The 13,516-nt window shown below is 53.5% G+C and carries 10 protein-coding genes; 2 read left to right on the top strand and 8 right to left on the bottom strand.

Annotated features, from left to right (window positions below; genetic code table 11):
* Window positions 1-2,964, top strand: a complete 2,964-nt coding sequence (locus QME66_07865; protein MDI6808880.1) for an HsdR family type I site-specific deoxyribonuclease — start codon at window positions 1-3, stop codon at window positions 2,962-2,964.
* Window position 2,965: 1 nt separating this feature from the next.
* Window positions 2,966-3,322: a M48 family metallopeptidase gene (locus QME66_07860; protein MDI6808879.1), complete on the top strand. Its 357-nt coding sequence runs from the start codon at window positions 2,966-2,968 to the stop codon at window positions 3,320-3,322.
* Between the two features lie 16 nt (window positions 3,323-3,338).
* Here the strand turns inward: QME66_07860 and QME66_07855 are convergent, their stop codons facing one another.
* The 8 genes from QME66_07855 to QME66_07820 form a co-directional block, all read right to left on the bottom strand.
* Complete coding sequence (locus QME66_07855) at window positions 3,339-3,566, bottom strand: hypothetical protein (protein ID MDI6808878.1); 228 nt, start codon at window positions 3,564-3,566, stop codon at window positions 3,339-3,341.
* A gap of 323 nt (window positions 3,567-3,889) precedes the next feature.
* Window positions 3,890-4,318, bottom strand: a complete 429-nt coding sequence (locus tag QME66_07850; GenBank protein ID MDI6808877.1) for a heavy-metal-associated domain-containing protein — start codon at window positions 4,316-4,318, stop codon at window positions 3,890-3,892.
* Window positions 4,319-4,408: 90 nt separating this feature from the next.
* Complete coding sequence (locus QME66_07845; GenBank protein ID MDI6808876.1) at window positions 4,409-6,655, bottom strand: protein kinase; 2,247 nt, start codon at window positions 6,653-6,655, stop codon at window positions 4,409-4,411.
* A gap of 22 nt (window positions 6,656-6,677) precedes the next feature.
* On the bottom strand, window positions 6,678-8,051 hold the full coding sequence (locus QME66_07840; GenBank protein ID MDI6808875.1) for a SpoIIE family protein phosphatase: 1,374 nt from the start codon (window positions 8,049-8,051) through the stop codon (window positions 6,678-6,680).
* Window positions 8,052-8,065: 14 nt separating this feature from the next.
* Window positions 8,066-9,382, bottom strand: a complete 1,317-nt coding sequence (locus tag QME66_07835; GenBank protein ID MDI6808874.1) for an N-acetylmuramoyl-L-alanine amidase — start codon at window positions 9,380-9,382, stop codon at window positions 8,066-8,068.
* Entirely contained in the window at window positions 9,375-9,803 is a 429-nt protein-coding gene (locus QME66_07830) for a DUF523 domain-containing protein (protein MDI6808873.1), read from the bottom strand. The genes QME66_07835 and QME66_07830 overlap by 8 nt, the downstream gene beginning before the upstream one ends.
* Before the next feature lie 488 nt (window positions 9,804-10,291).
* Window positions 10,292-11,401, bottom strand: coding sequence for a hypothetical protein (locus QME66_07825; GenBank protein MDI6808872.1), 1,110 nt, complete (start codon window positions 11,399-11,401; stop codon window positions 10,292-10,294).
* Between the two features lie 360 nt (window positions 11,402-11,761).
* Window positions 11,762-13,243 (bottom strand): Do family serine endopeptidase, encoded by a 1,482-nt coding sequence (locus QME66_07820; GenBank protein MDI6808871.1) that lies wholly within the window; start codon window positions 13,241-13,243, stop codon window positions 11,762-11,764.
* Window positions 13,244-13,516 lie beyond the last annotated feature (273 nt).

The raw sequence follows: 13,516 nt of genomic DNA, 5'->3' as shown, positions 1-13,516 counted from the left end.
ATGACACGTCCCACAGAGCACAAAACCGTCCAAGCCCGCATCCTCGCCTACGCGCAGGAGATCGGCTGGACTTTTGTGTCGCGTGAGGAAGCCGAGCGACGGAGGGGGTTTACCCCTCGCCCCAGCCCTGTCCCGGAAGAGGAGAGGGAGAATGCGGATGAGACGCGCAGGGCATCGCTCTACTTCGGTGATCTGCTACACGCCCAAGTCCGCGCCTTTAATCCGAAATACAAGGAGGCCGAAGGTGCGCTGGTGGGCGAGTTTCAGCGCCTGCACGCCGACATCTACGGCAACCGGGATTTCCTCGCCTGCCTGCGGAACCAATACAAGTTCTTCTGCGCTGAGGACAATCGTGAGCTGGACCTGACGTTGATTGATTATGGCGACCTGATCTGCCCTCGCCAGGAGTGGCGTAACGTCTATGAGGTGACAGAGGAGTTTTATTACCACAATGGCCGCTATGGCACGCGTGAGGACGTGGTCTTTCTCATCAACGGCATTCCAGTGCTGGTGATCGAGTGCAAGAACGCCGACAAGGACGAGGCGATCGCGCTCGGCGTGGATCAGATCCGCCGTTACCACGCCGAAACACCAGAGGTGCTTGTGCCCGAGATGCTGTTTACGGCCACGGAGGCCATCGGCTTCGCCTATGGCGTCACTTGGAACACGGTGCGTCGCAACGTATTTCGCTGGAAGCACCACGAGGTCGGAAACCTCGAAGCCAAAGTGAAGAGCTTCTGTGCTGTGCCACACCTGCTGCGCTTCCTGAAAGACTTCATCGTTTTTGCGGAGAAAGACGAGGAACTGCAGAAGTTCATCCTTTGGCAACACCAAACGGCAGCAGTGGACAAGGTCGTGACGCGTGCCCTCGACGTGAAGCGTACTCGGGGCCTAGTCTGGCACACCCAGGGCAGTGGCAAAACTTACACCATGATTAAGGCAGCAGAACTTCTGTTCAAAGCACCGGAGGCCGACAAGCCAACAATCCTGCTGATGATCGACCGGAACGAACTGGAAGGCCAGATGCTCGGAAATCTCGCAGCGCTAGGCCTGGGAAATGTGGCGCATGCGGACCGCATTGCAGAGCTCAACCGGCTACTCAAGCGAGACTACCGCGGCATCATCGTGACGATGATCCATAAGTTTCGGGACATGCCGGCTAATGTGAACACGCGGTCAAACATCTATGTGTTCATTGACGAAGCCCACCGCACCACGAGCGGCGACCTAGGCAATTTCCTCATGGCCGGATTGCCGAACGCAAGCTTCATCGGCTTCACCGGAACGCCGGTGGACAAAACGGCCTATGGCAAGGGAACCTTCAAAACCTTTGGTTGCGAGGATGACCGGGGTTACCTGCACAAGTATTCCATCGCTGAGAGCATCGAGGATGGCACAACTCTGCCGCTGTACTACGACCTTGCGCCAAATGAGATGCTCGTACCCCATGAGCAGATGGAGAAGGAGTTTCTCGCGCTGGCGGAGACTGAAGGCATCGCGGACATCGAAGAGCTAAACAAGATTCTCGAACGGGCGGTGAATCTGAAGAACTTCCTCAAGGGGCGCGAACGGATCAAGAAGGTGGCTCGTTGTGTGGCAGATCACTACCGCGAGAATGTCGAATCGCTCGGGTACAAAGCCTTCCTTGTGGCAGTGGATCGCGAGGCCTGCGCATTCTACAAGGAGGCGCTCGATGCTATCCTGCCGTCGGAATACTCCGAGGTCGTCTATACCGGGAACAACAACGATCCGCCGCACATGAAGAAGTGGCACCTGGACGAGAAGAAGGAGAAGCAAATCCGCAAGGACTTCCCCAAGTTCGGTGCGTTCCCGAAGATTCTTATTGTCACCGAGAAGTTGCTGACCGGCTTTGATGCGCCGATTCTCTACGCGATGTATCTGGACAAACCGATGCGCGATCACACACTGCTGCAGGCAATTGCACGGGTGAACCGGCCGTATGAGAATGAGCTTGAGGAGATGGTGAAGCCGCATGGTTTCGTCCTTGATTTCGTGGGCATTTTCGACAAGCTGGAGAAGGCGCTGGCGTTCGATAGCGATGAGGTCAACGCCATCGTGAAGGACCTCGCCCTGCTTAAGCAGCTCTTCAAGGCCAAGATGGAAGGCAAGGCGCCGCCATATCTGGCACTGGTGACGCGGAATTTTGACGACAAGGACGTGGACAATCTCATCGAGCACTTCCGGGATAAGGACCGACGCAAGGCGTTCTTCCGTGAATACAAGGAGATCGAAATGCTCTACGAGATCGTCTCGCCCGATGCGTTCTTGCGGCCGTTCATCGCTGACTACGTGACGCTTTCATCCATTTACGCTGTGGTACGAAATGCCTATGCCCGACGGGTCTATGTGGATCGAGCGTTCCAGAGGAAGACTAACGAGCTCGTGCAACGCAGCATTGGCGCGTCGGTAGGGGATGCTCACTCGAAATATGTCGCCATTGATCGCTCGACGATAGAGACAATCAAGAAACTCGATGACGGCAAGGCGACCAAAATTATCAACCTGGTCAAATCTATCCAGAAGACGGCGGACGAAAACAGCGATGATCCGTTTCTAATCGCCATGGCCGAGCGCGCCAAGGCGGTGCAGGAAAGCTTTGAAGACCGACAGACGAGCACGGGGGGAGCACTCGCCGAGTTGCTGGCAGAGATCGAACGCAACGAGAAGCGGAAGAACGAACAGGCCACAAAGGGGTTGGACGGACTCACTTATTTTGTCCTGTGTAAGCTACAGGACGAGGGCATCGCCAACGTCGAAATCGTGAGCAAGAAGGTGCGCGGAGCCTTCGTCGAGTTCCCTAACTGGCGCCGCAGTGAAAAGGAGTTGCGCGAGCTACGCAAGAAGGTCACCTTCGCCATCCTCGCGGAAGAGGATAACCTGAACAAGGTCACCGCCGTCGTGGACAGCGTCTTCACCGTACTCCAGAAAACTGGAGGTATCTGATATGACCACCTGGCGCGACAAGGAGGAGTTCAAGGCGCGGGTGCTGGCCTGGGCCAACAAATTGGACGTGCGGGTCAATTCCCTGGCCATGCGGCCCATGCGGAACAAATGGGCCTCGTGCTCGACTGCCGGGAACCTGAATTTCAATACTGATCTTCTGGTATTGGCGCGCGAGCTTGGCGAGTATGCCATCGTGCACGAACTGCTCCATTTTTCGGTTCCGAACCACGGCAAGCTCTGGAAGAGTCTCATGCGGGCGCATTTGGGCGACTACGAACGGCTGGAATTAAAGATGAAACAAGCGGCGCACAAAATCGCGCCATCCTCTCACCGTTCCCGAGCGACGGCTCATGGATGAAGAAGCGAACCCTTCCTTACGATGCTCTCAGTTTTACCTTATTGAGCTCTTTCTCGATGAAATCGAGGTGCTGAAGGATTAGCTTCTGATTATTCAAGATGAGTTCGTTCTGAGCGGATATCTTCTTCATCCAATCCTGGATTGAGGGTTCAGCGCTTTTCTTCCCTTCCTGGGCGATACTGGATACTCCGATCACCGCAAGAAGCAAAACGAACACTATTACTACAAAGACTTTCCTTGCCATCCCATATCCCTCCTTGCCTTACCTCCCCAACAATCAGAGAAATCGCCCGCAACCGGCCACTCAGGCCGGTCAATTATGTGGACACTTAGAATCTTCGGTCATGTTCGGCAGGCCTTGAGTCCGAATGAGGATTGGACTTGCAGGGCCGCTCGGCAGCTAATCCCAGCGAGAATGGGGACAGCCGCTACTCTCCGAAGAGTGAGAAAACAGCGCAGCGAAAATGGTGACTGTCACTATTTTCCAAAGAAGAAACCCCCACCGTTTCCAGGCAGGGGCTCTCCAAGAGTACTTCCGGTCTTTCAGCTCAAGCCGACGGGGCTCAACTATTTCTTGGCTGCAGCACAAGTCTTGGCGCAGCTCGGATCTTCCAGCCCCATAGGGCAGGTGCCCTTGTTTTTCTTGTCCTTGGCTGAAGCGCTTTTTGTGTTATCCGGTGACACAGAAACAAGTTGGGCTTCAAACCCCAACTCATCGATCGCGCTCTCTACCTTGCTCGCATCTGCCTTCTTCTTGTCGTAGATCACATACACAGCCTTCTTGTCAACGAACGTTTCTGTCCTCACGATGCCGTCAATCTTGCTCATGCCATCCCTTATACTCGTGGCGCAGCCTTCACAGGTCATTCCCTCGACTGAGAAAATTGCTTTCTCGTTCGCGGGTGAACCCTTTCCAAACCAAAGGAACTTCGCTTCAAGCATCCCTGGAACCAGGAACAAAACCACCAAAGCGACAACCAGCATTCTTCTTTTCATGACCCTTCTTTCTCCTTTCCTCTGCAAGTTGAGAAACTCTTGATTAGTTATTCTCTCACACCGTGGCGCAACCGTCAAGACAGAACTGAGTTAGGCGTGCCGTTCGAGCCCGACATTGCGCAGCAGTGCCTTGAACCTTGGGTCGGCCCGAAGGGGTTTGTACGCGGGTTCTACTCCAAGCAGCATGATGCTATTGTCGCGTTCCCGATACGCCCTTTCCAGAGCATCCAGCGCTTCGTTGAATCTGCCGAGCCCGATATAGAGCATCGCAACCGCAGTCCCCGGCACATACGCCTTCTTCGCAATTGTCTCCACCCGCTTCAGAATCACCCCCGCTTCCGCCGTCCTCCGGGCCATGCCATAGATATAGCCCATCTGACAGAGCACAGCAGGAGGCGTCTCGGAAAGGAGCTTCAATCCCGTCTCGTGCTCAAGCACAGCTTCGTCCAGCTTCCCCTGCTGAATGCAAATCATGCTGAGCGCGAAATGCGCATTGGGGAAGTTTGGCTCCATTTCAATGACTTTTCGACACTGCGTGGCGGCCTCTTCCAGCCATCCTGTTCGGAAAAAGACGCCTGCCGTAGATACATTGATTACGAGCGAGAGAGGATCTAGCTCGAGTGCCATTCTGGCCTCCCGAACTGCATCATCAGACCTTCCAGTTGCGCAGAGGTAGCCCGCGTACCACTGGTGCGCCGTTGCGTATCCGGGTTTCAGTTCAATAGCCCGCCGGAATTCTCTGCCTGCGCCATCCCAATCCCAGTGGCGAAGCTGTTTCAAGTAGGCCAACGAAGTGTGGGCCTCTGCAAGTTCCGGGGCAAGCTCCAGCGCCTTCGATGCAGCTCTTTCCGCCTTTTCATAGAGCTCCATGTCGGGGTATTCGCCAAAGCCGGTAAGAATGCCATAGGCATCTGCCAGGCCCGCGTAAGCCAGCGCGTAAGCAGGATCCATATTGATAGCTTCTTCGAAAAGTTCAATAGACTTCTTGAGGCTGGCCGGCGTTCTTTTGTTCCAGTGGTATCGTCCCTTGAGGTAGAGCTGGTATGCATCAATGTCAGTCGTGGAACGCTTCATCAGTGCCGCTATTTCTGGATCAAGGAGCTCCCCCCGCAGCTTTTCGGCGATTGCGAGTGAAATCTCATCCTGAATTGCAAAAACGTCCTGCATCTTGCGGTCGAATCGCTCCGACCAGACATGGTATCCGTCGCGTACATTCACAACCTGGGCTGTGATCCTCAACGTATCGCCTGCCTTTCGCACGCTCCCTTCGAGCACAGTCCGGACGTTAAGTTTCCTTCCGATGTCGCGCACGTCTTCGTTCTTTCCCTTGAAGGCAAAGGCCGAGCTTCTTGCAACGACTCGAAGACCTTCAACATGAGTCAATGCATTGATGATTTCCTCCGCCATGCCGTCGCAGAAATACTCCTGGTCTTTCGCCGGACTCAGGTCCGTGAACGGAAGGACGGCTACCGAAGGGTGCGCTCTCTCTTCTGTGCCGGTCAACCCGGCTTCAAGTCCTTTCTGAATACTTGCCAGGGATGCCAGCAGGTCGGCGATATTCTGATACCTGGATTCGCGATTCTTGGCCAGCGCCTTTCCGACGAGATCATCGAGCTTCCGGGAGACATCGCGTGCCGTGAGCCCGAGAGGTTCCGGCTCTTGGTTCAGGATGGAATACATAATGGCCTCGGGATACTCGTCCCTGAATGGGTGCCGTCCCGAAATCATCTCATAGATGAGCACGCCCAACGCCCAGATGTCGGCGCGGCCATCAGCTTCTTCTCCTCTCAACTGCTCGGGCGACATGTATGAGACGGTGCCGACTGCAGACCCCGCCCTTGTGATTTGTGTCTGCCCGGTGAGCTTGGCAAGACCGAAATCCAGAATCTTCACCTGACCATCTTGAGTCACCAGAATGTTGGCTGGCTTTATGTCGCGGTGGACAATCCGCTGCCCATGAGCTCTCATGAGTCCCCGGGCAATCTGCTCTGTAATGTCCAGCGCATCCATTAGCTCCAGACGACCACGGCTAATCCTCATGCTCAGGGTTTCCCCCCGGTACAAAGGCATCACGATGAACATCCGACCGTCGGGAGTTTCATCTATCTCATGTATTGTGCAGATGCTCGGGTGATCCAAAGACGACGCGGTTTGCGCCTCCTGGACAAAACGCTGTTTCGCTTCGGGGTCTCTCGTAAGCTCCGGAGAGAGAAACTTAAGAGCGACCGAGCGCCTGAGCCGGGTATCTTCCGCCGCGTAGATTACTCCCATCCCGCCCATCCCGATCCGCTCAGACACCCTGTAGTGCGAAATGGTTTTGCCTGTAATGTCTTCCATCGCCCTTACACCTCAAACATGTTCACTGTCTTCTCATGACCACAAGGGTGATATCATCCATCTGCGGACGTTTTCCAGCATGTCCCTTGATAGACGCGATTATCTTGTCGATCAGATCTGAAGCCGATTTCTGCCGGTTCTCAATAAGAAGCTGCTCAATCCGTTCCTCACCGTACTCTTCACCTGACTGATTCACCGCTTCCGTCACGCCATCGGAAAACACGACGACTGTGTCTCCTGGATTGAATTGCACACATGTCTCTTCGTAGGGAAACCGCTCGACACAACCAAGGATGATTCCACCGACATCAAGCCGCACAAGCTTGTCTGGCTCTCTCTCACTGGAGGTAAGCATCAGGGGCCACTCGTGGCCCGCGTTGCAGTAGCACAGCTCGTGCCTTCGGCTGTCCAGGATTCCGTAAAAGAGTGTGGCGAACTTCTGTGAGTCCGTGCTGAGATAAAGAAGAGTATTGGAGCGGCCGAGACACTCTTTGGGATTCGATTTCAGCAGACTCTGTCCGCGTATTGTGGCCTGGAGGTTTGCCATGAGAAGGGCAGCCGGCATTCCCTTTCCAGAAATATCACCCAGGCAGAACGCGAATTTCTCTCCATCCATAGGCATGAAGTCGAAGTAGTCTCCTCCGACGACTTCCGCGGGGATGCTTCTGCCTGCAATATCGTATCCTGGGACATCAGGCGATGTCTTAGGCAGAAGCCCGAGTTGAATTTCAGAAGCGAGTCTCAGCTCCTCCCGCATCCGGCCAAGCGCCTGCTCTTCTTCATACAGCCGGGCAGTCTCGATGAGCTGCGCCGATTGTGCCGCCATGATGGCAAGAAGTCTCTGGTCTTCCTCGACGAACCCAGTGGCACTCCTCTTGTTATAGAGAGTGAGCACACCCTTGAGCTCAGACTTGATGAGAAGAGGTACACACAGGAGCGAGCTAACCGTGTCACCCCACTGAACACCTTTGAATCTGACATCACCTGGTGGATCATTGATAAGAAGAGGGCACTTATTCAAGAACATCCAGCCAAGGAGTGACTCGTTGAAATGGAGGGGCTGATGTCCCGTAGAGCTCACCATCGTACGGATCAATGTCTTCATTGGCTGGCTTGCTTTTTCGTCAACGAGCGTCAGGACACCTTGCTCGGCATTGACTGCCCGCACGGACCTGCGGATGATTGTGTCCATCACTTCCTGCGAGTTATAAGATGCACCGATAGCGCGTGCAAGATCGTTCAGGATGGTCAGCTCTTCTACGGCGCGCCTGAGCCTTCTGTTTTCGTCTTCGAGTTCATGCGAAGGCGCAGGGGAAGTGTCGGGTTTGGACACTGTCTGTTTTCCTCTCTCCTTCATCCGTGCAGGGTCAGATGAGGGCCTGCCGGTTATGGGCATTCATGTCCCCTGTTTCAGGGAAAAACCACAAGTTCCTGACCGGCCGAAATTGCGACCCCAGCCGAGAGATTGTTGAAGCTCATCAGGTCTTGAACGCTCACTCCGTAAGCATTGGCAATATCCTTCAATGTCTCACCCTTTTGCACTATGTGAGTAGCAGGTCTCGAGGCCTCCGGGCCGAATCGCTGAAAATATCCGACCAGACCTCTTGCGAGAAGGCGGGCGAATTCCTTCTGAAATTTGGAATCTTTGAGGAGACTCGCCTCCTTCCGGTCAGTTATGAATGCCGCCTCGACCAAAACCGACGGGATTGCAGGCGACTTGAGAACCGTAAATCCGGCTTGTCTGACACCTCTCGTTACCAGTTCTGGGTGAGTCCTGACATTATCCACCACGCTCTCGGCAAGACCCGAGCTTCTCTTCACTGTGTCGTTTTGCCTCAGGTCATAGAGAATTGAGACCAGGTCATCATTTGCTTCCTCAGGCACTCCTCCAATCAAGTCTGCCGCATTCTCCATTCTCGCAAGTTCTCTTGCCTCTTCGTCAGTTGCGCCGGTGAGGGAGAGAAAGTAAACTTCAGTTCCCCGCCCACTCTTTCCACGGCAAGCATTCGCATGTATGCTCACAAAAATATCCGCCTGCCGCTCTTTTGCAATTGCTATTCTCTTCCTCAAGGCAAGGAAGTAATCACCGTCGCGCGTAAGAAACGCTTTGTAGCCGGGAATACTGTTTATCTCATCGGCGGCCTTTCTTGCCAAGGCGAGACAGACATCCTTCTCCCGAAGTCTCTTGTAGCCGATAGCTCCAGGATCCTCGCCGCCGTGTCCAGGGTCAATGACGACTATCTTTACTTTTTTCTTCTTCAGTGAAATGATTGCCTTCTCTTCTTCCTTCTTTTTCTCCGGGGCTGCTTCCCTGAAAACGTCCAGAACAATTCTGTCGGGCTTGTCCTTGATCTTCGGGAGGGAGAAGATTTTGTATTTTGATTCCTTGTCGAGCTCGATTACGACTTGAACGACATTCTTTGAAGACTCAGTAAATGAAATGTGCCGCACAAGGCCGTCTCGAACTTCTTTTTTCTCCTGGCCGGGTGAGACTGTCAGGTTTCCTATTTCAATGGCAATTCTGGGAGGATTCTGAAGAAGATACTCTTTGTAGGCGGCTCGTTCGGAAAGATCCAGCACAATTCTCGTGTGATCAGGGGCTGTCCAGTACCTCGTTTGAAGCAGGGCTGGCCTGGCTTGAGCCGTTCCCAACGGCAAGAGAACAGAAGCGAGGCCGATAAGAATGAGGAGATTCTTTCTTGAGTTCTTCAAAACCTGTCTAGTCAATGGCAACAACCTTTATTCCGTTTTCTTCCAGAATCCTGGCTGTGACTCCTGAGCCCTCGATGTCCTTCCCTTTTCTTACAATCCTCCCAAAACCGCACGACGGGCTTCCCTGCTTGAGGATAGCTTCCTTCGCACCGTACTTCTGGGCAATCCTCAGGAACTCCTTTGCTCCCCTCACAAACTGTTCGGTTACATCTTGTCCGTCGCGATTCACTACTCTTGATGTTCCACTCAGAACGCTGGACCCGCCACCGGTCTCGATTTCAGCAGGACTCCTCGGAGTACTCAGCCCCCCAAGCTGTTCAGGACATGCTGGAATGGCATTCCCTGTTCTAACAAGAGTCTCGACAGCTATGTTTGCACAGTTGGCTCCATCCCATCGGCAATTGAACCCGGCAAGGCAGGCACTAACAATAATCATGGCAATCCCGCAGGAGAAAGACAATCAGGAACACAGTCGAAACCTGAGATTTTCCCAAAGCGCGGTAGTCCCTCTCAGGTCAGCCGTGACTATCTGTTTCGATCAAAACCCTATCAAATTGGGGATGAAGGAGTCAAGAACACTGCGAGAAAATAGGAAGGAGACTACTTCACAAGAACAATGCGGATCGTTTTGGCATAGCTGCCAACATCGAGTTTCACAGAATAGACATTAGCAACTGAGAGTGTCGCTGCAGCAGGGATCCACGAAATCCGTCAGTGCCCTTGCTATTTCAGTCTCACAATGCAGCGAGATTCTGTGAGCGAGCCGGCCTTGAATCGACAGACGTAAACGCCTGAAGGAACCTTCCTCCCGTTCTCGTCCCGACCATCCCAAGATATTCGATGAAGCCCCCTACCCAGACGGGAATTCACAAGCGTCCTCACGGCCGCTGGACAAGAGAGAGAACAAGGGTGACAATGAAGAGGCTAATGAATCGCATAGAGCTGTTGTAGCCCGTCAATTCGACTCACAAGAAGAAATCTGCAGGCATCGAGGAAGCCTACTTCCCTCGGCATAGACATGTTCTGTCGAAGCATCATGTTCCCTCTTTCGTCGAGGAGCACAAGCTCCCCGGCACGACGTCTAGGTGTAGCATAGAGCAACGCCGTGCGCGTTGCCCCCTCACAAACGCTAATGCCAACAAGGTCGAGAAGCGTGTTAGATTCTCTGAATTCCTTTATGTGATCTTGCGGCTCAATTACCCTTGACCAGAGAAGAGCCCCAGTGGATGCATCAAAACACTCTGCCTTGGTTTCCATGGGCGTATGGCTTGGCTCGGGGGGTTCTCTCAATATCCCTGGCACATAGGAGAAAATGACAAGTCTTGAGCCATCCCTGGAACACTTGACGAAAAGCGGCGCAAATGGCGAGTTTCTGTCAAAAGACTTTTCCCAAGCCAGCCCACCCGTCTTCAGATCGTAGACCCAAAGGGTTATTTGAAGTGGAATCCTGCTTGTCCGGTCATACGCTACTCTTTTGTCAAGTCCCACTCGCGCCGCGAAGTCGCCGCAGGCATCAAAAGGGAGGGCGGTCGCACCGTACTGCCCACCGCTAAACGGACCTTCAAGTCCCAGAAGTTGGTTTCCAGATGAATCAAAGATGACAAATCCATCTGGCGGGGTTGAACATGAGTCTCTTGAAACCACCACGCCCGCCCCAGGTCCAGGGAACCCGGTTGAAGGAAGCTCAAAACCGCCACAGTTCCTCCACGACCACACCTTTATCCCGTTCGTCTCACTCTCGGGATAGGAGATGCCAAACTCGTACGTCCTAAGCTCCCCCACATTCGTTGCGATCACGTAAACATCGTAATCGTTATCCTGTGCAGCTGCCGAGGTAACTATGTCTCCACAACCTGTAATACCCGATGTAGAGCAACTGGCCTTTGCCAAATGAGGCCTGACATGAAGAGCCAGCCTCGCATCAGCATTCAGACCAGCAAGGGAGCTCTGAACTCCGATCCAGAGGGAAAACAGAAGGAAAACAACCGACGGGATCAACAGGTTCACAACATCAGACTTGAGTTTGGATTTCATAGGGTTTCTCCAATCATCTAGAACCAGACTATGTCACCCCCCCCAAGTGTCAAGGGAAAACTGCAATTTGAATAAATGCTAAGCATGGACACATGCTATCAAACTTTCCTGACCTCTTCCAGTGCTTTGCGCCCATTTCGGTGATGCGGCCGTCTCCGGGGCCCGGAGATGTCTTTGAACCGACTTTCCGAAAATTTCTGGCCTCCATTCTTGGACGAGGGAGCGACCCGGGGAGGTTCCCCTCACCTCAATTCTCTCCCCGGAGGGGAGAGGAGAAACTAGAAGCGGGGCAAGTACCTGCATCTGCAGATTTTCTTGCCCCGCCTGATCGTCGTTGCGAAAAGACTGTTTTCTCGGAGCCTAGTCAGTCTTCACTGCGATGAACATTGTGTAATTGCCTCTTGAAACAAGGAAGACGATCGGTTTTCCGGACGCCTTTCCTTTTGAGATAGCCTTGTTGAACTCGCCTACAGTCTTTGTGGCAGTATCATTGACTTCGACGATGACATCTTTTTCGGCAAAACCGGCTTCATCCGCCGGCGAGCCGGACTCTACACCCGTCACAAACACGCCCTCATCGACCTTGAGTTTGAGCTCCCTTGCGGCATCCGGAGTCAGGGCATCAACCTTGAGCCCCAGCCAATCTTGCGGTTTCTCTTCCTCTTTCGCAGCAACCGCAGCTTCGGGTCTCTGCCCAACCGTCACGGAGAGCTCTTTCTTAGCCCCATCTCTCAGGACAACGAGTTTCACTTTCGCATTCACGTCCGTATCTGCGACCTTTATTCTGAAGTCACTCACATCCTTCACTTTCTTCCCGTCAAACTCGATGATTATGTCTTTCACTTTGAGGCCTGCTTTGTCTGCAGGAGTCCCGGCCTCGACACTTCCGACCACAATTCCCTTTGCATCCTTGACGCCCCAGGTCTCGGCAAGCTCCGGCGTAAGTTCTTGCGGAAGAATCCCAAGATATCCTCTGACAACCTTGCCGTGGGAAATCAGCTGGTCGCTCACTTTCCTTGCGAGGCTAGTGGGTACCGCAAATCCCAGGTTCTGTGCCCCGTAGGTAATTGCAGTGTTAACGCCAACCGCTTCACCTCTCATATTCACGAGCGGCCCCCCGCTGTTTCCGAAGTTTATGGCCGCATCAGTCTGAATGAAGTTCTGCAGCTGTGGACCTCCGCCTTGTATGGCCAGGTCGCTTCTTCCCTTGGCGCTCACTATCCCGAAAGTGACGGTGCCCTCAAGCTTTCCGAACGGGCTTCCGATGGCAATGACCCAATCTCCAACGCGAAGTTCGTCGGAGTTTCCGAACGGGATCGCCGTCAGCTTATCTGCGTCTATCTTGATGACTGCAAGGTCGGTATTGGAATCTGCTCCGACGACTTTCCCCTTGAATTTCCTGCCATCATGCAGGGTCACTTCTACTGCATCCGCATCCCGAATCAAATGGTTCGCAGTGAGAATGAAGCCGCCTTCACTTATGACAAAACCTGAGCCGGAGTTCGGGACGACTCTTTCTCTCTGCTGCAATCTGGGGAGATCAGGAAAGAGTCTTCTGAAATATTCTTCAAAAGGACCCTCGAACCGGAAGTCATGCGGAGAGGACGTGACTTTCCTTTTTGTGTCAATCTGGACAACCCCTGGAAGAACGCTTTGAACCACATCTGCAAGTGACGGCAGACCCGCAGCAGACGGAAGCGGAGCCACGTTCTTTGCCTGGCTTGACGAAGAAAGATTGAAGGCGCCAGACATTATGAACCCTATGACAATGCCAACCGACACAAGCCCCAGAGCTACAAGACCCCACTTTGCTGACCTCATCGATTTCACAAAATCAGACATGATCCTCCTCCTCTTTTCTTGGATTATTCGGTTCCAACCTACCGTTTGACTATCACCCGATACCCCACACCCCTTGTGGTTTCTCCAAGAAGTTTGCGCAATCTGCCCGGCGGTTTCCTGATGGGAAGAAGAGCCGGAACCGGAACAAGCTGGCTTCACAGCTGGAGAAATGGATCTTCCCAGTGTCGTGTCCCGGAAATTCCTTGTATATGTCTTTGCCCCAGGACACGACACTTTCATAGGGGCTTCTCGCCCCTCTGACGCTTCAGGATG

The sequence above is a fragment of the Candidatus Eisenbacteria bacterium genome (genome assembly GCA_030017955.1).
Taxonomy (GTDB): Bacteria; Eisenbacteria; RBG-16-71-46; order JASEGR01; family JASEGR01; genus JASEGR01.
Note: the sequence above shows the minus strand (reverse complement) of the source record. Positions and strands in the feature narration are given on the sequence as shown.

Excerpts from the sequence above, each read along its gene's own strand:
- QME66_07865 (MDI6808880.1), top strand. The coding sequence starts at position 1 with ATGACACGTCCCACAGAGCACAAAACCGTCCAAGCCCGCATCCTCGCC.
- QME66_07860 (MDI6808879.1), top strand. The coding sequence starts at position 2,966 with ATGACCACCTGGCGCGACAAGGAGGAGTTCAAGGCGCGGGTGCTGGCC.
- QME66_07855 (MDI6808878.1), bottom strand. The coding sequence starts at position 3,566 with ATGGCAAGGAAAGTCTTTGTAGTAATAGTGTTCGTTTTGCTTCTTGCG.
- QME66_07850 (MDI6808877.1), bottom strand. The coding sequence starts at position 4,318 with ATGAAAAGAAGAATGCTGGTTGTCGCTTTGGTGGTTTTGTTCCTGGTT.
- QME66_07845 (MDI6808876.1), bottom strand. The coding sequence starts at position 6,655 with ATGGAAGACATTACAGGCAAAACCATTTCGCACTACAGGGTGTCTGAG.
- QME66_07840 (MDI6808875.1), bottom strand. The coding sequence starts at position 8,051 with ATGCCCATAACCGGCAGGCCCTCATCTGACCCTGCACGGATGAAGGAG.
- QME66_07830 (MDI6808873.1), bottom strand. The coding sequence starts at position 9,803 with ATGATTATTGTTAGTGCCTGCCTTGCCGGGTTCAATTGCCGATGGGAT.
- QME66_07825 (MDI6808872.1), bottom strand. The coding sequence starts at position 11,401 with ATGAAATCCAAACTCAAGTCTGATGTTGTGAACCTGTTGATCCCGTCG.
- QME66_07820 (MDI6808871.1), bottom strand. The coding sequence starts at position 13,243 with ATGTCTGATTTTGTGAAATCGATGAGGTCAGCAAAGTGGGGTCTTGTA.